General features: G+C 68.3%; 28 protein-coding genes. 15 read left to right on the forward strand and 13 right to left on the reverse strand.

The window, feature by feature from the left end:
• The first annotated feature begins 44 nt into the window (after window positions 1–44).
• From OG897_RS39650 to OG897_RS39675, 6 genes are all read left to right on the forward strand, one after another.
• Complete coding sequence (locus tag OG897_RS39650) at window positions 45–191, forward strand: hypothetical protein (protein WP_164494658.1); 147 nt, start codon at window positions 45–47, stop codon at window positions 189–191.
• Window positions 192–202: 11 nt separating this feature from the next.
• Window positions 203–451 carry a hypothetical protein gene (locus OG897_RS39655; protein WP_266665163.1) on the forward strand — a complete coding sequence of 83 codons (249 nt, stop codon included), beginning with the start codon at window positions 203–205 and terminating at the stop codon, window positions 449–451.
• On the forward strand, window positions 448–1,506 hold the full coding sequence (locus OG897_RS39660; protein WP_266665165.1) for a hypothetical protein: 1,059 nt from the start codon (window positions 448–450) through the stop codon (window positions 1,504–1,506). Before OG897_RS39655 ends, OG897_RS39660 begins: the two co-directional genes overlap by 4 nt.
• Before the next feature lie 21 nt (window positions 1,507–1,527).
• Window positions 1,528–1,941: a hypothetical protein gene (locus OG897_RS39665; protein ID WP_266665167.1), complete on the forward strand. Its 414-nt coding sequence runs from the start codon at window positions 1,528–1,530 to the stop codon at window positions 1,939–1,941.
• Window positions 1,941–3,113, forward strand: a complete 1,173-nt coding sequence (locus tag OG897_RS39670) for a hypothetical protein (RefSeq protein ID WP_266665169.1) — start codon at window positions 1,941–1,943, stop codon at window positions 3,111–3,113. The genes OG897_RS39665 and OG897_RS39670 overlap by 1 nt, the downstream gene beginning before the upstream one ends.
• A 130-nt stretch (window positions 3,114–3,243) precedes the next feature.
• A complete protein-coding gene (locus OG897_RS39675) occupies window positions 3,244–3,483 on the forward strand; it encodes a hypothetical protein (protein ID WP_266665171.1) in 240 nt (79 codons plus the stop codon).
• 87 nt (window positions 3,484–3,570) lie between these two features.
• On the opposite strand, the gene OG897_RS39680 is transcribed toward OG897_RS39675, so the two are convergent.
• The 5 genes from OG897_RS39680 to OG897_RS39700 form a co-directional block, all read right to left on the reverse strand.
• Window positions 3,571–4,410 (reverse strand): sugar nucleotide-binding protein, encoded by an 840-nt coding sequence (locus OG897_RS39680; RefSeq protein WP_266665173.1) that lies wholly within the window; start codon window positions 4,408–4,410, stop codon window positions 3,571–3,573.
• Window positions 4,411–4,499: 89 nt separating this feature from the next.
• A complete protein-coding gene (locus tag OG897_RS39685) occupies window positions 4,500–4,961 on the reverse strand; it encodes a GNAT family N-acetyltransferase (protein ID WP_266665175.1) in 462 nt (153 codons plus the stop codon).
• 14 nt (window positions 4,962–4,975) lie between these two features.
• Window positions 4,976–6,298, reverse strand: a complete 1,323-nt coding sequence (locus tag OG897_RS39690; protein WP_266665177.1) for a UDP-glucose/GDP-mannose dehydrogenase family protein — start codon at window positions 6,296–6,298, stop codon at window positions 4,976–4,978.
• Between the two features lie 149 nt (window positions 6,299–6,447).
• Window positions 6,448–7,689, reverse strand: a complete 1,242-nt coding sequence (locus OG897_RS39695; protein WP_266665178.1) for an aspartate aminotransferase family protein — start codon at window positions 7,687–7,689, stop codon at window positions 6,448–6,450.
• Between the two features lie 130 nt (window positions 7,690–7,819).
• Entirely contained in the window at window positions 7,820–9,076 is a 1,257-nt protein-coding gene (locus OG897_RS39700) for a hypothetical protein (protein ID WP_266665179.1), read from the reverse strand.
• Window positions 9,077–9,208: 132 nt separating this feature from the next.
• Between OG897_RS39700 and OG897_RS39705 the strand changes: the two genes are divergently transcribed.
• Window positions 9,209–9,340, forward strand: a complete 132-nt coding sequence (locus tag OG897_RS39705; RefSeq protein WP_266665180.1) for a hypothetical protein — start codon at window positions 9,209–9,211, stop codon at window positions 9,338–9,340.
• Window positions 9,341–9,392: 52 nt separating this feature from the next.
• Here the strand turns inward: OG897_RS39705 and OG897_RS39710 are convergent, their stop codons facing one another.
• From OG897_RS39710 to OG897_RS39740, 7 genes are all read right to left on the reverse strand, one after another.
• Window positions 9,393–9,647, reverse strand: a complete 255-nt coding sequence (locus tag OG897_RS39710) for a helix-turn-helix domain-containing protein (RefSeq protein WP_266665181.1) — start codon at window positions 9,645–9,647, stop codon at window positions 9,393–9,395.
• Window positions 9,640–10,068 (reverse strand): hypothetical protein, encoded by a 429-nt coding sequence (locus OG897_RS39715; RefSeq protein WP_266665182.1) that lies wholly within the window; start codon window positions 10,066–10,068, stop codon window positions 9,640–9,642. The genes OG897_RS39710 and OG897_RS39715 overlap by 8 nt, the downstream gene beginning before the upstream one ends.
• 242 nt (window positions 10,069–10,310) lie before the next feature.
• Window positions 10,311–10,505: a DUF5999 family protein gene (locus OG897_RS39720; RefSeq protein ID WP_266665184.1), complete on the reverse strand. Its 195-nt coding sequence runs from the start codon at window positions 10,503–10,505 to the stop codon at window positions 10,311–10,313.
• A gap of 70 nt (window positions 10,506–10,575) precedes the next feature.
• Window positions 10,576–11,055, reverse strand: coding sequence for a DUF6302 family protein (locus OG897_RS39725; RefSeq protein WP_266665186.1), 480 nt, complete (start codon window positions 11,053–11,055; stop codon window positions 10,576–10,578).
• Window positions 11,052–11,525, reverse strand: coding sequence for a DUF6415 family natural product biosynthesis protein (locus OG897_RS39730; protein WP_266665188.1), 474 nt, complete (start codon window positions 11,523–11,525; stop codon window positions 11,052–11,054). The genes OG897_RS39725 and OG897_RS39730 overlap by 4 nt, the downstream gene beginning before the upstream one ends.
• Window positions 11,522–11,995: an ATP-binding protein gene (locus OG897_RS39735; RefSeq protein ID WP_266665190.1), complete on the reverse strand. Its 474-nt coding sequence runs from the start codon at window positions 11,993–11,995 to the stop codon at window positions 11,522–11,524. Before OG897_RS39735 ends, OG897_RS39730 begins: the two co-directional genes overlap by 4 nt.
• A gap of 46 nt (window positions 11,996–12,041) precedes the next feature.
• A complete protein-coding gene (locus OG897_RS39740; protein WP_266665192.1) occupies window positions 12,042–12,560 on the reverse strand; it encodes a hypothetical protein in 519 nt (172 codons plus the stop codon).
• A 271-nt stretch (window positions 12,561–12,831) separates the two neighbouring features.
• Here OG897_RS39740 and OG897_RS39745 point away from each other — a divergent pair, with 271 nt between their 5' ends.
• The 3 genes from OG897_RS39745 to OG897_RS39755 all read left to right on the forward strand — a co-directional run bounded on the left by OG897_RS39745 (window position 12,832) and on the right by OG897_RS39755 (window position 15,451).
• A complete protein-coding gene (locus tag OG897_RS39745) occupies window positions 12,832–13,677 on the forward strand; it encodes a helix-turn-helix transcriptional regulator (RefSeq protein ID WP_266665194.1) in 846 nt (281 codons plus the stop codon).
• Window positions 13,674–13,919 carry a DUF397 domain-containing protein gene (locus OG897_RS39750; protein WP_266665196.1) on the forward strand — a complete coding sequence of 82 codons (246 nt, stop codon included), beginning with the start codon at window positions 13,674–13,676 and terminating at the stop codon, window positions 13,917–13,919. The genes OG897_RS39745 and OG897_RS39750 overlap by 4 nt, the downstream gene beginning before the upstream one ends.
• Before the next feature lie 236 nt (window positions 13,920–14,155).
• A complete protein-coding gene (locus OG897_RS39755; RefSeq protein WP_266665198.1) occupies window positions 14,156–15,451 on the forward strand; it encodes a helix-turn-helix domain-containing protein in 1,296 nt (431 codons plus the stop codon).
• 371 nt (window positions 15,452–15,822) lie between these two features.
• Here OG897_RS39755 and OG897_RS39760 read toward each other — a convergent pair whose 3' ends face one another.
• A complete protein-coding gene (locus OG897_RS39760; protein WP_266665200.1) occupies window positions 15,823–16,260 on the reverse strand; it encodes a helix-turn-helix transcriptional regulator in 438 nt (145 codons plus the stop codon).
• Between the two features lie 334 nt (window positions 16,261–16,594).
• Between OG897_RS39760 and OG897_RS39765 the strand changes: the two genes are divergently transcribed.
• From OG897_RS39765 to OG897_RS39785, 5 genes are all read left to right on the forward strand, one after another.
• Window positions 16,595–17,485 (forward strand): conjugal transfer protein, encoded by an 891-nt coding sequence (locus OG897_RS39765; protein WP_266665202.1) that lies wholly within the window; start codon window positions 16,595–16,597, stop codon window positions 17,483–17,485.
• Between the two features lie 37 nt (window positions 17,486–17,522).
• On the forward strand, window positions 17,523–17,771 hold the full coding sequence (locus OG897_RS39770) for a hypothetical protein (protein ID WP_266665204.1): 249 nt from the start codon (window positions 17,523–17,525) through the stop codon (window positions 17,769–17,771).
• 62 nt (window positions 17,772–17,833) lie between these two features.
• Entirely contained in the window at window positions 17,834–18,319 is a 486-nt protein-coding gene (locus OG897_RS39775) for a hypothetical protein (protein WP_266665205.1), read from the forward strand.
• Between the two features lie 14 nt (window positions 18,320–18,333).
• Window positions 18,334–20,880, forward strand: a complete 2,547-nt coding sequence (locus OG897_RS39780; protein ID WP_266665207.1) for an ATP-binding protein — start codon at window positions 18,334–18,336, stop codon at window positions 20,878–20,880.
• 8 nt (window positions 20,881–20,888) lie between these two features.
• Window positions 20,889–21,488: a hypothetical protein gene (locus OG897_RS39785; protein ID WP_266665209.1), complete on the forward strand. Its 600-nt coding sequence runs from the start codon at window positions 20,889–20,891 to the stop codon at window positions 21,486–21,488.
• Window positions 21,489–21,491 lie beyond the last annotated feature (3 nt).

Consider the following 21,491-nt stretch of genomic DNA (forward strand, 5'->3'; position numbering starts at 1 on the left):
CCTTCGTCGCGGCCGGGGCCGCCGCCCCCTCCCGAAGGACAGCCGTGTTTGACCTTGTGCTCGGCGCCGTCGTGGTCGCGCTCGCCGTGACCCACCTGTACCGGCCGAAGAGCAGGAAGGTCCGAATCGCCAAGGACGCCGTGACGGTCAGCACCGTCGTGGCGGTCCTCGCCGTTTGGAGCCAACTGTGACGCTTCTTCACTTGCACCGTGGACGCGCTCCGCGCGCCCGGTCCGCGACCCCGCCCGGCCACGTCTTGACCCGCACGTACTACCCGTCCACGCGGCCCTGGACGCCGTACACGGATGCCCGTGCTCTGGACCTCCCCGCTGGCTTCGTCCGGCATCAGCAGGCGGCGACGGACAGCCCGGCCCTGCCCGGGGCCGACGAACTCCGCATCCGGCAGTTGATGACCGATGCCATCCGGAAGTGGGGGTGGCTGGCCCGATGACGACGAACACCGACTTGGAGACGCAGGTGTCCGAGGCAGGTGTCCGCGACGTGAGCGACTTCCTCGCGGACCTGGACGACGTCCTGGCGACGTCGACCGCGCCGACGATCCCGGCACCGGCCACCGAGCCGGACCCGGAGCCCGACGCTGCGGCGACGATGCCCGACGTCGCCCTGGACCTGGACATGGTCGGCCCGGACGCCGACACCGACAAGGAGCCGGTCGCGGCCGAAGCACTTGCACCGGCCCCGGTTGAGGCACCCGCCCCGGCCGCCCGGCCGCCCGCCCTGGCGAAGGACTGGTGGAACGACGTCTACAAGGACGACGCCGCGGACCAGGACACCTTCACCGGAAACGCCCCCGCTCCGGCGGTCGCGCCGCCCCCGCCGAAGCACGCCCCCGCCGCCGCCCCAGCCCAGCCGGTAGCCGAAGGGGACGACGCTGACGACGAGGACGGCGACGACGAGGACGAGGCGCCCGAGCCGAAGAAGACCCGGACCGGGCGGAAGAAGGAGCAGGACGCCGAGGACGCCGAGGCGGGCACCGACGAGGCCCCGGAACCCGCGACGACGGGCGGCCGGATCGTGGCCGCAGTCAAGAAAGCTGGTCCGGTCGTCGCTGGCACCGCGAACGGCGGCGGCCTGATCAACAACCCCCGGGGCCGTCAGACGGTCTTCGCCGGCACCGCGTACGCGGCGGGCTGGGGTCTCCACCTGGACGACTGGGTCACGGGCCTGATGGCTCACGCCGACCAGTACGCCACCCCCGTGGCTGGTTGCGCCCTGGGCCTCGGGGTCTTGGGCCTGGCCACACGGTCGAAGTTGGGCGGCGTCGTCTTCGTGTCTTCGCTGGGCCTGATCACGGCCCTGCAGATGGCCCGGCCCGCCTGGGTCGTCGGCGGCGGTGTCGCGCTGGGACTCCAGCTCGCTTACCGCATGGTCCGTGGCTGGGTCGGCCACTACGGCGACAAGTGGCCCTGGAAGGGCGTGGTCTGGGCTGCCCACGTTCCCGCCGCCACGGCCACCGTCGCATTCCTCCTGTACGGCACGAACTAACCGAGAAGGCAGATCACAGACATGGGCCAGATTTTTGGAGCGATCGGTTTCACCGGCGGCGCCGTCGTGATGACCGCGTTCCTGATCCTCGGCGCGCGGGGCCAGTGGAAGATCAAGTTGTCCCACGAGGGCGTGATCGTGGCCGCGTTCATCACCGGCCAGCTCTATGCCCAGGCCGGGGAGACCTTCAGCTTCGTCGCAGACATGAGCGGCGGCCTGTCCCAGGCGATCCAGAGCAGCTTCGGGTCCGCGGGCAACTTCGGCGCCGGTGCGGTTGCCCTCCTGATGTGCCTCCTGATCTACGGCCTGAAGCCGTCGAAGTTCCGCAACGGCCTGTTCGCCCTGATGCTGCCCAGCATGTTCACGGCGGCCGGTGCCATCTTCGCCACACTCACGCACCTGATCAGCAATCTGACCGGAACGGTGGTCGCCTGATGGCTGTGGACCTGGTCAAATCCGACCCGGGTGACGAGGGTAAGAGCCTGGCGGACGACGTCGGCGTGGTGGACGTCGAGGGCGTGACGGCGGAGCAGCCGTCACGCCCTCGGGCGTGGTGGGGCCAGATCTACGAGTCCCTGGAGAAGCAGGCGGACGCCCCCAGGGCGCCTGGCCATGCCGTGAGCCGACCGGACCTGTCGGCGTATCACGCGTTCGACCGCGCCGGCCTGCTCACCGTACGGACGGGGTCGGTGATCATCCTCCGTTGGACCTGGACCCTGACGCGCCGAGGCTGGGTGCTGGCCATCGGACGGGTGCGAAAGGGGAAGGGCGCGAAGGCCGCCCCGAAGGCGGCGGCTGGTGGTGGTGGCACTGAGGGTTCCGCGAAGCCGAAGCGGCGCGGCGGGAAGGCCCCGGCGAAGAAGTCGACGGGGGGCAAGAAGCCGCCCGCGAAGTCCGGGACCAGCACCGGTGACCTCCTTATCGGTGGTGCGGTACTCATCGGCATGGGCGCCATGTTCCTGCTCAACACGGCGGTACCGGCCGTGGGGAAGCTGGCGGCGGCGGTAGGGAACTGGGTGGTTGACCACCCGATGGACCTGATTCGAGGAGCGGGCGGATTCGTGATCATCTTCGTGGTGTTCGCCTGGATCGTCGGAGCGGTCGCAGGGGCCCACGAAGATCACGAAACGGAAGATCGCGAAGAGGGCACGGACGGGGGAGTCGCGGAGACGGGGCCCCTTGAAGATCGCGAAGTGGGTCAGGGGAGCGGGGAAGCGGAACCCGATCCGTCCGGTGGGGAAGTGGCGGAACTGTCCCCGGAAGAGGCCGCCGCAGCGGAACGAATCAGGGTCTACGAGTGGGTCCGTAAGAGCATCAAAACGCAGGGGAATGGCACCGCCGTGCACCTCCGTGAACTGGCTCTCGGAAGCCTCCCCGAGGGGGGTGACATGCGGTCCGAAATCGGCCGGGTGAGGGCTCTCCTGAAGACCCACCAGATCCCCGTCCGGGACGGCGTGAAGGCGCCCGCATCGGACAAGAAGGGGGCCTCCCGTAACCGGCCCGGTGTGCACTCCGCGGACCTTCCTCAGAGCTTCACTCCCCTGCCGGCCCAGGGGTCGAACCTGGTCCGCCTACTACCGGTAGGTCAGCCCTCTGACCTGCAATAACTACCCGCCGCCTACTGCCCGCCTACCGATTCGGTAGGCGGGCTACCTGCCGTCCCGCGCAGGTTCTAGGCTCGATTCCCGGATCAGTAGCCGCTCGCCCGTGGGCGGCCCGTGAGAGGAGAACGTCCCCGTGGCGTATTGGAAGTGCGGCGCCTGCCGCACCCGCTTCCCGATCGGCCCAGAGGGGGAGACGGCCGCACGCGAAGCCCACCGCCACCAGGCCCACTTCGGGGGCATCCCCGACGGCGAGGGCGGACCTGAGCAGACCGGCGGACAGCCGATCACCGGCCGCCAGGTCCTGTACGGACTGGTCGCGCTCGCCGTGCTCACAGTCCTGGCCCGCTCGTGCGACTTCCCACTCATGAGCTGACCGAGTGATGCGACGCAAACGGAATCGGCCCGGCAGACCATGGTCTGCCGGGCCGATTCCGTACCGCGGTTTCCGCTGCACCTCCCGTTACTCTGCTGCCGCGCCGAGGTCCAGGAACTCCCGGGCCCCTCGCAGCGGAGTGCGTAGTTGCCGCTGGGTCAGCTGGCTGTTGAGTCGCACGTCGAGGGCTCCGGGAATGGTGCTCTCGGCTCGGAGGCCAGCGGGCAGCCGGGAGGCGTCGAGACCGTCACGCCTTGCGATGAGGACGCCGAGTTCGTGGCGGCTCAGGGCATCGACTCCAGCGACATGGTGGACTCCCGCAGCACCGCTCAGTGCCAGTTCCAGCAGCGCGGCGGCCAGGTCTGAGACATGGACCGGACACCGAACGTCGTCGGTGAACAGGGCTCCGTCGACCGTGCCCGCAACTAGTTGGTGGACCAGGCGCTCGTGCACGGAACGCCCGTGGCCGATGATCAGCGAGGTGCGGACGACGGCGGCTTTCGGGTGCACCGCGAGGACCCCGGTCTCCGCAGCGGCCTTGGCTGCACCGTACGGGGTGACGGGGTCCGGGAGAGAAGTCTCGTCGTAATGGACGCGCCCGGCACCGGAGAACACCGCGTCGGTGGACATGTGGACCATGTGGATGCCGCGCTTCGCCGCGACGATGGCGAGCTGGAGCGGCCCTTCTGCTGTAACCGCCCAGTCGGCCCGGCCGCTCGATGCGTTGATGACGACGCGCGGGTTCACCTCGGCCATGACGCCGTCCAGGCTTCTCGCGTCCCGCAGATCGAGGGGGCGCCACGCGCTCGGGGAGGCGGTGCCCGCCTTGGTCGCGTACGTCGCGACCGTCGTGTGCCCCGCTGTTCTCGCCTGCCGGACCAGCTCAGACCCCAGAAAGCCGGACCCTCCAACGATCAGAATTGTCATGTGCGTAACCGTAGTCCCGTGGGCCCCATGACGACGGCGGTCACCCGGTACACCGGGTGACCGCCGTCGTCCGGCCGGGCGGGAAGCGGCTACGTCTGCGGCTGCCAGACGTAGCGGACATCTGGCTCGTGCTCGTCGTTGCGCTGCCCGTCGGTTCGCTCGGTCTCGATGAAGCCGTGCCGCTGGTAGAAGCGCCGGGCCGGACCATTGACCTGGAACGTCCACAGCGACAGGCCGTCCGGCTGCTGCTGCTTCGCCAGGGACATGAACCGGTCTCCGAGGCCCCGTCCGCGCCATTCCGGATCGAGGTAGAGCTGCTTCAGCTCCTCCCCCTTGAGCACCAAGAGGCCCACCACGCTGTTCCCGGTGACGGCGACCCAGGTCTCGTACTGCGGGACGAGTACGCGGGCGAACCAGTCCAGCACGTCGGGCTCATCGTGTGCGCAGCGCACGGTCGGCAGCGCCGCAGCGTAGGAGCGCAGCCACACATCGGCCGCGGCGCGTGCGTCGGCGGCGTGGGCCCGGCGGAGGAGAACGTCGTCGGTGGTCATGGCGCGGCCCGGTTCTACTTCCCCGGACGGCCGAGTTGGCGAACGGTCCATCCGGCCGCGCGCCAGGGCTCGGGGTCGAGGGTGGTCCGGCAGTCGACAAGCAGGGGGTTGGTCGGGCGGTCCACCAAGGTGTGGGGGACCGCCTGCCGGTATTCGGGCCACTCGGTGGCCAGGACGACGAGGTCCGCGTCGTCGAGGGAGGCGGCCAGGTCGTCGGTGTAGTCAAGTTCCGGGTTGCGGACCATCGCCGTGGGCACGGCTTGCGGGTCGTGGACGGTGACGACGCCGCCAGCCTGCTGGAGTGCCTGGCAGAGGGCAAGGGCGGGCGAATCGCGCACGTCGTTGGTGCCGGGCTTGAACGCGGCGCCCCACACGGTGATTCGGGCGCCCTTGATGGGTCGGTCACCCAGGGCGCGGGTGATGAGCCCGAGGGCGACATCCGTGCGGTGCTCGTTGATCTCCTCGGCGGCGCGCAGGAGGGTCGCGGCCTGCGCGGCGCCGAGCTGCCGGGCGGATGCGGTGAAGGCCCGGACGTCCTTGGGGAGGCAGCCGCCGCCGTAGCCGATGCCGGGCCGCATACCGCCGGCGCCGATACGGGGGTCGATGCCGAGGATGTCCACGATCTGGGAGACGTCGCCGCCCGCGGCCTCGCACATGTCGGCGACGGCGTTGATGTAACTGATCTTCAGGCCCAAGAACGTGTTCGCGGCGCCCTTGGCCAGTTCGGCGGTTGGCGGGTCGGTGACGAAGATCGGCACACCTGCGTCGATGATCCCGGCGTACACCGCGCGGATCGCCTTCTCACCCTCGGCGCCGGAGACGCCAGCGATGAGCCGGTCCGGGCGAAGGGTGTCTTCGACGGCGTGGCCTTCGCGCAGGAACTCCGGGTTCCATACGACGTCGACCCGATCGCCTGCGGGGGCCAGGCGCTGCGCGAGGGCGGTGACCTGGATGGTGGTGCCGACGGTGACGGTGGACTTCCCGACGATCGTGCACGCGCGGTCGAGGTGGGGAGCGAGCTGACGGATCGCTCCGAAGACCTGTGCGGTGTCGTAGGAGCGGCCGTCAGCGTCGATGGGCGTGCCGACGCCGATGAAGTGCAGCTCCGCGAAATCGGCGGCCTCGCGGATGTCGGTGGTGAAGCGCAGACGCCCGCTTTGGGTATGGCGGGCAAGCAGTTCTGGCAGGCCGATCTCGTAGATGGGGCACTCGCCAGCGTTGAGCCGATCGACCTTGGCCTGGTCGACGTCCACGCCGATGACCTCGTGGCCGAGCTCGGCCATCGCCGCAGCGTGCGGGATGCCGAGGTGCCCACAGCCGATCACGGAAACACGCATTGCAGGTCGTCCTTGTCCTGTCGGGGGCACACCGACTTCGATGTGCCCCCAGACGCTATCGGTTGGTGAGCACGGCCCAAGTCGGGTTGCTCGTTGGTTCGTTGGAGTGTTCGATCGGTTGACGTGAGTCCGGTCGAGGTGCCGACGGGTCAGCTCACGGCACCCAGCGCGCCGGACAGAGCGGTGGTCAGGAATTCGATGTCCTGGTCCGTCGACGTCAGCGGGGGCGCGACGACGAACCCCTCGCTCTTGGGCTCCCCGGCGCCGGTGAACGGGTAGAAGAACACCCCTCGCTCCTCCACAGCTTTCATCACCGGCCAGAGCTGTCCGGGGGAGACCTCCACCCCGTAGAGGAAGCCCCGCCCACGGACGTCCCGCACCGGCCCGACGCCCTTCAGCGACCTCAGGGCCTCTCCGAGGCGTTCCCCGCGCGCCGCGAAGGCGGCGAAGTCCATTTCCTCCAGCTCGTCCAGGACGCCCAGGCACGCAGCGGCCATGAGGGGATGAGCGGCCATGGTGCCCATCGCTGGCAACGGGTCGGAGTCCTCATGCCGCACCCACCGGGCAATCTCGGGTGACACCAGCACCGCGCCGACGCTCGTGTATCCGGCACCCAGACCCTTGGAGAGGATCACAATGTCAGGCTCGCAGCCGTCCCAATGGTGGCTGGCGAGCGGCGTTCCCGTGCGCCACATGCCGGTAAGTACCTCGTCGTGGATCACCAGGACGTCCCGCTCCCGGCAGATCTCCGAGACCCGCCGGAGATAGCCGTCGGGCGGTACGAAGGCGCCGCCCGTCGTCCCGTTGATGGGCTCGATCAGTACCGCGGCGACGTCCTCGGCTCCGCGGCGGTCGATCTCCCTCGCGATCTCGTCGGCGCATGAGGCGTCACAGTCGCGGTCCGCGTGGGCGTGCGTAGGCGGGTAGGGCGCCGGGAAGCCGGGGCCGAGGTCGAGCGCATCCTCCGGGCGTGGCCGGCGGGCGTGGTTCCCGGCCAGGGCGAGGGTCAGCGCCGACATCCCGTGGTAGCTCAGGGTCGAGGTCAGGATGTCCCCGCGCCGCTTCCCGTCACGTACCCGGGTGATGTTCCGCGCCAGACCCAAGGCCACCTCCACGCCGAGCGTCCCGCACGTGGTCAGCGCTACGGAGTCATCGGGTCGGCCCACGGCACGACACAGACGCTCCATCAATTCCATCTGTATGTGCGGCTGGACGACGGCGGCGCCGCCGAAGGAGTAGCGGAAGAACTGCCTCTCGAACCTGGCATGAACCTTGGGGCTGCTCTGGCCCACGTTGGTGCAGAGCAGCCCGCTCGATCCGTCGAAGATCCGGGCGCCGCCGACAAGGTGCAGCCAGGGGCCCTGTGTGCCCACGACCTCGAAGTCCGGCATGGGCCTGGATGACGTCAGTAGCCGCTCACGGTTTTGTGCGTACCGATCCACTGGGGGAGTCCCTTCTCGGTATGTGCTCATGAACGGGGCCGCGCACGAGCGCCGTGCGCGGCCCCGGGGAACCGTTCGGTCAGGCGGCAGCCCGGGTGACGGGGACGTTCACGCCGAGCTGGTGGCACAGCTCGATGAGTGTGGGGATGGCCTCGGCCTTCACGATCACGTCACCGTCCTGCGGGCCCTCCAGCGGGTAGGGCATGTACTCGCCGAACTCCTCCAGGCCCTCGGTGTCGACGTAGAAGACCTTCATGCCGCGCTCGCGGGCCCGCTTCTCGACCGACCGCCGGTCGGCGTGCAGGCCGACGACCAGGAGCGCCTTCGCCTCGGGGTGGAACGGCACGGGCGGGATCTTCTGGTCGTAGCGGCGCACGAAGCACTCTTCGAGTCCGGCCCGCGCGGCGAGCAGGTCGAAGTTGTGCTGGAGCACGGGGCCGACGAAGTGCCCGGCGTCGTGCAGGGCCTTGAGCGCGTGGTGGGCGGCCGTCGGTTCGGCGAGGAAGCTGACGCGGAACATCGTGACCAGCTCGTCCGCCTTCGCCGTGGCGTCGAGCAGCATCTCCCGCACGAGCGTGTCCTTCTGCGGGCTCAGGACGAACGGGTGCGTCTGCTTCATGACGTTGTCGGTGCGCTCGGTGACCCGGTACGCCTGGTGTAGGAAGTGCAGCGGCGGCACCCCGGCCTCCACGCTCGTGCCGCACCCGATCTCGACCTGGAACGGCAGGTAGTTCTTCAGCTTGCTCAGGTCGTCGGCGTAGGTCGGGTTGCCGCGCTCGTCCTTGATGCGGATGCCGCCCGCCAGGACGTTCCACGGCATCTGGCGAACGTTGCGCGTCAGCGCGAAGTCCTCGGAGAGGAACACGACGTCGAGCGAGCAGAACCCGGTCGGCGTCTCCCGCGAGGCTCGTTCGTCCTGCGGGTGCGTGTCGTATGGGGTGACGGTGACCCGCAGGTCCCCCTTCGACCACATGGCGTCGTCCACCTGCCGCCAGCCGCCCTGGATGAGCCAGAAGCGCACGTTGCTGCGGTACTCGTCGATCTCGGCCTTCGGGCCAAGCACCGACGTGTACAGGTACAGGTCCGCGAGAACGAGCCGCGGCACGGGGAACGTGTAGTCGAGGTCGTACCGGTAGCGGTAGTGCACGATGCGGCGGCGGCCCTGCTCGTCCTCGGACCAGCCGGACTGAATGGCGTTCGCCGGGTCCTGCGTCCGGCGCCAGATACCCTCTTCGATCGCCCGGGGCCGCTCGTGCTTGGCGCCGGCGAAGTGCTTCTCCCAGGTGGCCACCTGGGCGTCATCGAGCTGTTCGATCACGGGATAGGGAAGGAACATGTTGTCCTCCTGGGTCTGGGGAGAGACTGCGATGAAGGTGCGAGTGCTTCCCGGCCGGGCTCGGCTGCCATTCCGCTGGAACGCGGGGAGACTGCTGCATGTGCGGTTGCGTGGCCGTATTCGGACGGGAAGGTGGAACCCCACCCCGGCCTGCGCCATGTGGGGCAGGTCGTGCCCGGCAGCAGGCCGGGGCGGGAGTCTGGGGGTGCGACGTTGGCTCTCTTCGAGAACACCACCGGTACGACGGCCGCGGTGTCCGGCTAGCAGGACGTGCAAACGCCTTGCAGGATCTGCAAGAGGCCGCCCCTCCGAACCGTCAGCGTGGGGCCCGGGGGCTGCTGTTCCGCGGCCGGCGCGAGGAGCCCCAGCGGTTGCCGCCCCGCGACCGGAACGACACGCCGGATTCGTACAGGCGCCGGTGGACGTAGCCGTACGACCGTCCCGACTCCTCTGCGAGAGCACGGATCGAGGCACCGGCGTCGTACTTCTTCCGTAACTCCGAGGTGACGCGTTTCTGCTGTTCAGGCTTGAGCCTCTTGCGGGGCTCCGGCCATGCGAAGTCGTCAGACACCGGCTTCTATCTCCTCTGCGAGGTTGATGACGGTGACGCCTCGCAGCTCACGGACGAGCTGGGACGCCAGAATCCACGGGGTGTACCGCCGATCCCGGTACGAGAGGGGGACGTCGTCCCCTTCCTTCTCCGTCTCGATGGGCTCGGGGGGCTGGAGACCTCTGCTCCGGTAGTACGTGCCGAGCACGCCGTACAAGCGGGGCACCCGGGCACGGAGGGCGACGACACCCTCCCTCAAGAGGTGGCCGCACCGTTCGGTCGCGATGGCCGCGTGCTGCAAGCAGAGCGGCGGCTGAGCGGTTTGGTAGCCCTCTATCCACTCGGTCGACGTGGCGTCGGACGGCGGTGAGGCGAGGAAGAGGTACCCCAGGGACGTCCGGCTGGGCTGCTGGACGCACCCCTGGCACAGCAGTTGCTCCATACACTCCCGCTGACGGGCCGGATGCACGTCCTTCCAGAGGGGCTTGCCCAGAACTTTGTTGCCGTCGCGGTTCTGGGAACAGCGGGCCCATAGAACGCCTCGGCCGTCGCGATCACCCGGTCCCTCATCCGTGTATAACAAGCCGCCCCTGCGGCCGGGCCTCGCGCTCAGCGTCGCCGCCAAGGCGGGTTCCTCGCCTTCGCGGATGGTGATGTACGGAACGAAGGGGGTCCGGGATCGGCTCATGCCAGCGCACCGGCGATGGGGCGGTGGGGCGCGATGATTTCCCCGTTGGGCAGCAGCTCGCCGGTGTCCTCGAAGAGCAGGACCCCGTTGCACAGGAGGCTCCAGCCCTGTTCCGGGTGGTGCGCTACGGGGCGCGCTGCCTCCCGGTCGGCGGAGTTAGCCGTCGGGCAGGTGGGCTCATGTTGGCACATATTCATCCTCTTCAGACAGACCTCCTCCACCAGCCCGTCGGGGGTACAGCTCGGGCTGGTGGAGGAGGAGTTAAGGGCCGCAAGGGGCGGTTGCGGGGGAGCGGCGCTTCCGGACTGTTCGGCGTTCCGCGGCGGCTTCGGCCTCGGCGATGCAGTGGTCTGCGCCGCCGTAGAAGCGAGCGCGGTCCCTGTCGGTGATCCGGAAAGGAAGGCACTCGCCCCATTCCACGACCCAGTTGTTCCGCTCCCCCGGAGGCGACACGAGACGGATGCGCACGTTGGGGAACCCGGGGATGTCCAAGAGGGCGTGCTGAATCGCCAGGGCCACTTCCACAGGCCCGGCGTCCATGCAGCCGCCGCGGCGACGGCCGCCGACGGGCACGGCCAAGAGCGGCGCGCGGAAGACGCGAACGGCAACACTGGAGTCCAGGAGGTGGCGGTCGTGCAGGCGGGGCGCGACGAACTCGTAGTCGTACGCTGTCCGGGCGTGGGACAGCGTGACGGGCAGCTCACCGGTTCCCTGCGTCTCGGAAACGGGGCGCGCTTTCATGCCTCACCCCCAGCCAGGAGTGCCGCGCGGTCCAGCACGTCCTCGGCAATGACGTCTTGATCGAGAACGTCCTGAGCGGCCAGAGCGACGCGCCGTAGGTGCCCCAGGCCGTCTTCGCCTTGTGCGGGCAGCGCCTCCTTCAAGGCTGCACAGGCACGCAGGATCGCGTCTGCGACCTTGCCCTGGGGCCGGTTGTGCGTCTCCTCCATCACGAGGTCCACGAGCTGGGCGACGGCGCTACGCAGCCGCAGAGACAACCGGGTGATCTGGTGAGCGGCGGGCGCACGCTCCCCGAGCACTGCGTCGATGTCGTCCTCAACGTGGGCGAGGGCGATCATGTCGATGGCGACAGATTCTTTCAGCCTGGCCACGATCTGCCGCAGGAGGGCCGTGTCGCCCACCATCTCGGCTCTCTCGACCTCGGCGTCTCGTAAGGGCGTCCGCTGGGCGAGGCCGATTGAGGCAGTCATTGGCTCCTCCGCGGAGTCGTGGGGATCGTGAAGGTGCACCAGGTCTTGGTTCCGTCGGGACTCACGCCGCACAGGGTGGACAGCGCGTTGACGATGAACAGGCCGCGGCCGTTCTCGTCATCCATGCCTGCTTCGTTGACGTGCGCCCGATTGGGGGAACCGTCGTCCACTTCGAGCGCGAGCACGTTTGCAGTGAGGAGGAAGCGGAAGGCGATCCGGTCACCCTTGCCGTGTAACAGCGCGTTGGTGACGAGTTCGCTGATCACGCTTTCGGCGTCTTCGGCCAGGCTGGGGAATCCCCAGTGGCGCAGCTTGGCCGTGCTGATCCGGCGGAGACGGCCGACCCACTGGCCCTCGCGTTTGTCGATGGCCCCGCCTTCGGGCCTGGGGTCGCGCTTGATGCTGAGGACCAGGTCGTCCCATACGGCCTCGGGTACAAGCCCCAGGTCTTCGACTGTTCCGACGATCACGGTGTTCCCTCCCAGCGAGCCGGCCTGCATCGACCGGTCGGCCGCCTCACTGCGTCACCACGTTCTCGGCGTGCACCAGGGCGAGGAATCCACCGTGCATGGCGAACCAGGTCAGCTCGGTCTCGTACCCGTCGAGATGCGGGCTGACGGCGGCTCGGGTCACGGCCACGACCCCGTCGATGAACCCGCTCTTGACCTGCTGCCTTATCTGCAACCAACCGTGGCGGTCCTCGGGGGTGGTCAGGCTGAGGCAGTCGGTGAAGGTCTGATCACGGCCGACCTGCCACTTCATCCGCTCCGCGAACTCTCGGGTAGCGGCCAAGGAGCGGTCCGGGCTCTGTCCATTCACCGTGCGGGCGTACAGGGCGATTCGAGGAACGCGACTGCTGGCCCTCAGCGCTTCGAGTCTCCGCTCCATCTGCTCTCTGCGGAGCTTCATGAGCTGGACGTTCCTGTCCGGCGAGACACGCGGGGCGTCAGGGCGGAACATCCGGTCGTACTCGTTCTCGCGGTCCATCCAGTCAGCGGAGGCGCCGGAGGTTCGGGTGGTGCTCTGGCTCGTCATCAGCGGCCTCGGCTTCGTCGGAGGGGGGCAGCGGAGGCCCGCCCCCACGGGGGTGGGAGGGCGAACCTCCGCCGGGCCAGCGACCGGCCCGTACGACGGCGGCCGTAACTGTGCGTCACAAATGATCATGACCTGATGGACAGTCACGTCCGCCGTAGGCTTAGCTTGCTCCTTTTTCGGTTGGGTGCGCAACACTTTCACCGAGAAACCAAAAAGGCTGGAACACGCGTGCGCATGGCCAACGCTGACGCGGGCGTGCCAGACTGCGCCTATGACGCAGAAGAGAGCGACGCCGTCAATCAAGAGGCGACGTGTGGGTGCCCAACTGCGCCAGTGGCGCGAAGCGGTTGACATGCCATCAGGCGACGTCGCGCGAGCCATGGGGTGGAGCGCAGCCCGTTTTTCTCGCGTCGAGCGCGGCTACTACCGCATCGGCCGGGACGAGGTCATTGACCTGTGCGCGAAGATCGGTGTTGACGACTCGAAGGCCGTGGAGGAGGTCGCCCGAGTCGCTGAGGAGCCGACCGGCAAGGGATGGTGGGCGTCGTACGCTGGCAAGGTCAGCGAGGCGTACATCGACTTCGTGGAGCTGGAGGCGGAGGCCGAAAGCATCCGCTTCGTTCACCCGAAGGTGATCCCTGGACTGTTTCAGTCACCCCGCTACGTCCGGGAGATGCATTCGAGTGCACGGTCGAGTGACCCGGAGTCGCTGATCGCTCTCCGCCTGGCCCGGCAGGAAGTCCTGAGTCGCGCTCAGCTTCACGGCCTGATCCCCGAATCCGCCTTCCACGCCGAGTTCGAGTCCAGTCCTGGCCTCATGAAGGACCAGCTCCGCAAGCTGATTGATGCCACCGAGATGGATACCGTCACCCTCCAGATCCTCCCGCTCAAAGCGCACCCCTCCGTTGGATCGAACGGGGCGATGACGATCCTTACGTTCCGGCACCCGTGGACACCTGTCGCCAGCATCGACAACCCGATGGGCGGCTCTCACACCTATGACCCGGCCCAGGTCGCTTACCTGGAAGCCGAGTTCGAGAACATCGCTGCTTCTGCTCTTCCCGTGGACCAGTCACGGGACCTACTCAACGAGTACCTGGAAGGACTGCACCAGTGACCACCAACAATGGGCGTGCCCTCACTGCACCACAGCTTGAGGGGGCTGTCTGGAAGAAGTCCTCCTACAGCGGAGACTCCCAGGGACAGTGCGTCGAGGTCGCCGACCTCACAGTCACGCCGTTCGCCGGCAAGCGGGCCATCCGGGACTCGAAGGACCCGAAGGGTCCGGCGCTGCTCTTCTCCGCCTCCACGGTCGCGGGGTTCCTCACGGATCTCCGGGACGGCAAGTTCGACATCTGACCCCACCTACCGCACGCATCGAGGCCCGGTTCCCCCATCCCATATCTGGGGGAGCCGGGCCTCGTCGTACTTCTGTACCCATGGGTCACGGCAGCGTACCCCCGGGAGATCGCTTCGCTTCGTGACACCGGAAGGTCCCGTTTGCAGGATCTGCAAGCGGTGTACGTGCTGCCCTCTTGGAGCCCTACCGTGGTGCGCACACGTACGTGTCGGGTCCTCGCGCGGGGAGAAGCCGGATGAACACGGTTCGTCTCTGGGTGTCCGAAGAGGCCCGCTCATGCGTGGCAAGGCAAGATCCGGGCGGCCTGATCCGTCTCGGCCGTACGGAACTCGGCTGGCGCCTGGAAGACCTCGGCGCGCGTATCGGCTGCTCAGCAGCGACGGTTTCCCGGCTGGAGCGGCGAGGCCGGAACGCCGACTTCGAGCTGATCAAGAGTGCCGCCAAGGCCGTGCAGATCCCGACACATGTCCTAGCTGCGTCTCTCGGCTTAACCAGCCTCCCACCGATTAGAGTTGCGCCGGATGGGCCACGTTGTGCCGAGGAGGATGACCCGATGCGTCGCCGCACGTTGCTCACCGCTGCTGGTCTGGCGGTTCCCGCCTCCCTCTTGGTGGGGGTGAGCGATGCGCTCGCGAGCGTTCCCGACCCCACCGGGTCGCCCGTGCCTCTCGACTCGCGGCTTGCTGCGGCCCGCGGGCTGTTCGACGCCGGTCAGAACTCCAAGCTGCTGCGGGCCCTGCCCGGTCTCCTCGCCGATGCTGACCACGCCGCTTCCCGAGCGCGTGAGGAGATCGCGCTCGCGCGCCTCTCGACCGCGTACAGCCTGGCGAGCAGGGTGTTGACGAAGGTCGGCAACTACGGTGACTCACGGCTCGCTGCGGACCGGGCGATGCTGTACGCGGAATGGTCCGGATCGCCGCTCGCGGCTGCGGCTGCGGCCCGGGAGCTGAGCATCGTGCTCCGTCATCAGGACCAGCCGACCGCAGCCGAGCGGCACATCCTTGACGCCGTGGCCAAGGTCGAGGAGACCGGCTTGCGGACAGACGCGCAGTCGTCCGCGTACGCGCAGATGCTGTGTACGACGTCGTACACAGCGGCCCGTGCGGGCCAACGCGACCAGGCGCTCGCGATGATCCGGGAGGCCGGGAAGGCCGCCCGGAACCTGCCTGCAGTCGCTCCGGAGGGGCGCTTGTTCCCTATCACCTCGGCGGCCGTCGACCTGTACGCCGTCGGTGTTCACTGGGCCCTGGGGGACGCGGGCGCCGCGCTTGAAGCCGGCCGCGACCTCCACCAGGGGCAGTTCACGACCGTCGAGCGCAAGGGGCGGATGCATACCGACCTCGGGCGGGCGTGGTGGCAGTGGGGCAAGGCGGAGCAGACGGCAGCCGAGCTGCTGTCCGCAGTGCGCGTCTCTCCGGGCGAGGTCCGTGACCGCCCCGCGATCCGGCAGATCGTCGGTGACCTCCGTTCCCGTCACCCGCGGGTGACGGGTGTGCGAGAGCTGGTAGCGGCTGTGAGCCCTGCGGCCTGACAGATCCTGGGTAGACCACGGTGCCCGGGTGGGGGTGCTCACGCAGCTTGCTGCGGCGGCTAGCCCCCCGGTGAGTAGAGGGAGCCAGTGGCTCCGCCAAGTCGGCCCCGGATAGTCCCCACTACGCGACAGCAAAGCCCCGTAGAGCGGCCAACTGCCGTACAACGGGGCTTAGTTGTGCTTGCGGCACATGCCCCGGTCCTTGTCCCTTCCGTCGGTCGGGCAGGCGCTGGACGCCGCGGGGTGCCAGCGCCGAGAAAGCGGAACCGTGCCTCATTGATCGCAAAATCGCACTTTTGGGGCAAGGGATGCATACGCGGCTAAACGTTCCGTCTGGCTGTAACTCATTCTGTGGGTTTGTCGACAAAGGGCTAACTCCTCTTTGCTTTTTTTAATGGGGCGATATTTCTGACGGTGAGTTCGTCTGTATTGAAGAGAGTTCCAAGTATCGGCACCCACCTGTCGGGTAGGACCTGGCGACCCGTCTCGACGTCGCAATACGTGCTGACAGCGACTTTCAGTGCTTGCGCCACCTGTGCCTGTGTGAACCCCAGGAACCGGCGGAGTATCTTCAACGTCCAGTCGACTTCGAGGAGTTCGACCAGGTCAAGGGGTGATACGTCGAGGCTGCTGGCCAATCGGAGTAGATGCCGTGGACTGGGTCGCTGATTCTTCGACTCCCACATGGCGACGGCACTGCGAGAGCACCCGACCGCTTTTGCCAATACCTTCTGGGAGATTCCACGGGCCTGTCGCAACTCAGCGACAAGCCATCCCCGCAGACGCCATCCGTCTGCCCCCGTGCGCATGGCGCCGCACTCTACCGCGACCCGTCCGAAATTTTTTGACGCGCTGTGTCCGATCCGCGTACTGTCCAGACCAGTTCGGGCCTATCGCGGGGAAGGTCGTCTGGGGATGAGTGCGCTCAAAACGGTCGTGTGGAAGGTTCTCAACCTCCCGGAGCCCCGGAGCAAGGAAGCACCAGCTCCTCAAGCGGAACCGCCTCAGCAGCCGACCTCACCGTCAGCCGGCCCCGCCCACTGGGTAGCCGCAGGGAAGCGTGTCCAGGCCGAGCGTAACGGGCATAGCCCGACTCAGGTTGCGACCGAATCCAAGCAAACTCGGACGCCTGCCACCCCCTGGGTGCTTCAGGAGGAGAAGACCGGCACGAGGGCACTGGTCGTTACCGGCCGGATCGTGCTGTGGGTGGTGGTCGGCCTGGCCGTGATCACCGGGGTCAGGTCCTGGTTCTGGCCCAGCAAGCCCGCGCCCGCGCCCGCGCCGACAGTCAAGCAGGGGCCCACCTATCCGGTGCAGGACGCCCAACTGGTTGCCGGTCGATTCGCGTACTCGTACCTGACCTGGGACGAGGCCGACCCTGACCAGCGGGCCAAGGCCCTGGCGCGGGACATGCCGAAGGGCACGGACACCACCGCGGGTTGGAACTCGAAGGGGCAGCAGACCGTACTCCTCGCCCAGCCGGGCGCGGTGACGGAGCTCGGCGACAAGCGCGCCCGGGTGCACGTGACCGTGCTGGTCAACGTTCCCGGCGAACCGGCCAAGGACAAGAAGAAGGACCCGGCGCGCGCCCAACGGAAGTGGGTGGGGCTGGAGGTCCCGGTCCTGAACACCGCAGGCCGGATCGTCGTCACCGGCGAGCCGGGCATCGTCGGCGTTCCCGCCTCGGGCCCGACCGTCACCGACCAGAACGCCGTCGACAGCGATGTCGAGCTCTCCGCCCAGACCCAGAGCACCGTGGAGGCGTTCTTTACCGCGTACGCCAAGGGCGATGCGGACAGCGTGACTGCCCCGGGCGCGAGCGTCCCGCCGCTGGCCGACGGGATGACGCTTCAGGGCATCCAGAGCTGGAACGTCGACCAGGGCAAGGGCAGCGATCGCACCGGAACCGCCGTCGTGCGCTGGCAGATCGGCGCCGCCGAGCTGGAGCAGACCTACCGGGTCGAGCTCACCCGGGTGGCCTCGGCCGCCGCCGAGCGGTGGCAGGTCGCCGAGGTCCACGGCGGAACGTTCTAACTCCGCTTTGCAGGAACCAAACGAGGGGATACGAGGCATGTCTGCCGACACGGTGACGCTGGCGCTGACCAGCGGCGCAGACCTGAAGACGTGGGTCTTCCTGATCGCGGGAAACATCTTCCTGATCATCCTGGTAGTCCGATCGATCGGCCACTATGCCAAGCGCGAGTGGGGTGAGCTGATCGGCCACGTCATCACCGGCATCCTGGTGGCCGGATTCGTCTTCGCTACCGACACCACGAAGAACATGTTCGTGGAGATCTTCAATAAGGTCGCGGGCGCGTGAGGACCGGACATACATACACGCGCCATTTCGATCTTGAAACTCGCCAGCACGAGATCTTCGGCATGGACCTGGGTGAAGGTCCCTCCCGCCGGATGCTGGTTACGGGCGTGGTCGTTTACGTCCTGTGGACCGGATCTCTCCTGATGCTGTTCGGGCTGCCCAGCCAGCTGACGTTCACGCTGTACTTCGCGCCCCCGGCAGTGATCACCTACTACGGGGCCCAGCGCAGCCGGAGGAACGAGCGCCGGTGGAACCTCACCCAATGGGCGCTGTGGGTCCGCTACCTGACGCTGGGGCACCGGCCCGTCATCAACGGCGGGCGCCGTGCGGCCGAGCGGCACGAGTGGATGCCGATGCGCGCTCGTCTCGGTGAGCGAGCCGAAGCGTTTGTTGAGCTGCCCGGCATGGGCGCCTTCGAGAACGTGCTCGCCAAGGACGCGCCCCGACCCACCGCCGGCCGGGCCGTCCCGTTCGACTCCAAGACCCGCATGTACGGGCCGGACGCGGTGTACCGCGCCCGTAAGCGCACCGGCGGCAAGCCGCAGTAAAGAGGGGTACGGGGATGAAGATCACGAAGGCAGTCGGAAAGTTCCTCGGAGTCGCGGGGGATCGGTCTGCGCCGCCGCCGCGATACCTGGCTCTGGCGGACGGGCTCACGGTGACGGAGACCCACGCCGAGGCGTGGTACGTCCTGTCCAGCAGCAACACCGACCTGATGTCGGAGCAGGCGCGGGACGCCGAACACGACCAGGCATCCAGTGCGCTCGCCCGCACGCTCGCCGGGCACGACTGCCACCTGCGGATACTGTGGAGCCCGCTGAACGCCGGGGACTACCGCGTCGAGGCCGAGGAGCTGTTCACCGCTGGAGACTTCGCGGAGTGGGCGGAGGCCCGGGTGGAACGGCTCGAAGACATCGCCCTCTCCCAGCGTCAACTGCTGCTGGGTGTGCGCATCCAGGAGCGTTCCGGACAGACCCAGGCCCGCAGCCGCAGCGGCGTGCAGGACGCCTTCGGCGTCAGGAAGACCGGCATCCCGCAGCGCGAGCTAGCCCGGCTCGATGCGCTCGCGCGCCGGCTCGGACGCCAGTTGGAGACAACCCCGTGGCGGGCCAAGCCCGCCCCGGTCGAGGTCCTGGCCTGGATGGTAGCGCGGGAACAGCACCGGGCCACGAGCCTGCCGACACCCAACAGCGCAGGCGTGATCTCCGGGGCGAAGCTGGCCGCACTCACCCGCGGTCGCGTCGTCCCGTACCCGGATCATGTGCGCGTGATGGATGCCCAGGGCGAAGTCGCCGCCTGGACCAGCGTTCTGACGATGGACTCCTTCCCCGAAGAGATGGATTCGCCGGGGCCGGGGGAGTGGCTGCGGACGGTCAGTGAGATTACGTACGTACCGGAGTACGACGAGGACGGCGTCGACCCGGATGTTCAGATCCTCCCGGTCAACCCCGAACCGTCCGTGCGCTTCAAGGTCCTGCACCGGCGCGACGCGCTGAAGTTGACCGAGGAGACGCGGAAGCTGGCCAAGGAGCAGGGCGACTCCGCCGCCCAGCACTCTGCCGCCACCCCCGCCGCCGACATCATCGAGACCGAAGAGACGATGACTCAGCTCGCGCGCGATATGAAGCGCGAGGACGTCACCCTGTTGGAGGACCACCCCCGGCTGGTCGTCTCCAGCGACGTCTCCCTGGAGGACCTGCGCTCGAAGATCCTCGCGGTCACCACGCACTACGGCGGTCTCGGCATCGAGGTGTCCGTCGGCACCGAGGAGCAGAAGGAACTCTGGCTGGAGACGCTGCCCGGCGACAAGGTTCGCGTGCCCGACCTCTCCCACATCCGTACCGTGGGCGCACTCGCCGGAAGTTGGTTCTGGGGCGGTGCCTCCGTCGGTGACGACACCGGCCCGGTGATCGGCTACCTCACCGGCTCCACCCCCGGCCTTGTCCGCAACGACCTGACCGGCGGCTCGGCGCGCGGTGACGCGACCACCACGGCGTTCATCGGCAGGTCCGGACGCGGTAAGACGACCGCGATGATGATGTCCCTGCTGGACGCGGCGTTCCGCGGCAGCTTCGTCTTGGCGCTGGACTTCAAGGGCGACATGGGCGGATTGGTCGGGGCTGGCCGTCGCTTCGGTCTGAACGCGCACCTGGTGGAGACCGGCGCCCAGTACGCGGGTGTCGCTGACCTGTTCACCCTGCTGACCGGCGAGAGCGCCGAGCGGGCCCAGACCGAGGTCCCCGCACAGCTGGGCATCGCCCTTCCCCAGCACCTGCGGATGCGCGGCGCCGAGACGCCGATCCAGTCGGCCGTCAACGAGGTGATTGCCGCCGGGGAACCGCAGGTGTGGAAGGTCATCGAGCACCTGCGCGAGTCGACCGACGAGCTGTCCAGGGAGACCGGTCAGGCCCTGTACGAGCTCGCGCAGACGGGCCTCGGCGCCCCGTTCATGGGCAGGCCGACCGGCGACAACATGTTCATGCGGTCCGAGCCGGGCATCTGGGTGGTGCAGATCCCCGGGATCTCGCTGCCTGCCCCAGACGACGACCGCGAGGACTGGTCCGTGCACCAGCGGCTCAGCGTCGCCCTGGTCCACTCGATGCTGGCGTTCGGGATCTCGATGGCCGGCCGCAAGGACCTGCGCGGCCTGCGCAAGGCCATCGCGGTCCCCGAAGTGCATGTGCTAACGGCGACCCGGGAGGGAAGTTCCTTCCTCCAGTACATCGCGAGGGTCGGCAGGGCGTTGCAGACCGCTCTTGTCATCGACACGCAGGACCCGGAGTCGCTGGCGAAGCTGACCGGCCTGATCGAGCAGATCACCACCATGTTCGGCTTCCAGCTCACGACATCCGAGCAGCAGGATGCGCTCGCGGCCCTGCTCGACCTGCCCAAGGGCGAGCACACCCGGGCGCTGATCCAGGCGATCGGCGTGGGCTTCGATCAGGAGATCCGTCACGGCCACGCGATCATGCGCGACCGCCGATTCCAGTCCGCCACCGTCCAGTTCGACGTCCCGTCGGAAGAACTGCTGGAGCTGCTGAGCACGACACCCAAGGTCGACACCGGCGGGGCCGATCTGACCAAGGAACCGCAGGGGGTAGGGGTATGAAGCGCGCAATGGTCATTGCCGCCGCGGCGGCCGTCACCGTTCTCGCCGCCGGGTGCTCATCCCAGAACGAGGGAGGGAAGGGCGTATCCGGCGACAGCGACGGCACCGACACCACGGCCGCCGCCATCAAGGCCGCCCGGACCTACCAGAGCGCCGTCAACGGCGACGACTGGGCGAAGGCGTGCGGCCTGCGGACCGAGCGCTACCGGCACGGCTCCGTAAAGGAGTGCGTCGCCGACAACGCCCCGAAGACCGAGAGCCCCGAGCCGAGCCCGACCGAGTCCGACGAGTTCCCGCCGCTTCGCCGGGCGGACGGCTCTGTCGTACGCGGCAAGCCGAAGCCGAGTGCCACCGGCCCGGACAAGGCGAAGACAGGCGAGGTCAAGGCCAGCGCGCCGCAGAGCGTCCCCGCCATCGGTGACCACCCGGCCGGTACGGGCGTACGGGTCGAGTACACCGTCACCTGGCCCGACTCCACCACCACCAGCCGCAAGGCCCTACGCGTCGTACAGCAGGGCGATATGTGGCTAGTCGACCAGTCCGAGGACATTGCCGAGTCGGATGAAGCACACGGCAACCCGGTCCACGACGCGCTGATGAGGGGATGACAT

The sequence above is a fragment of the Streptomyces sp. NBC_00237 genome (assembly GCF_026342435.1).
GTDB lineage: Bacteria > Actinomycetota > Actinomycetes > Streptomycetales > Streptomycetaceae > Streptomyces.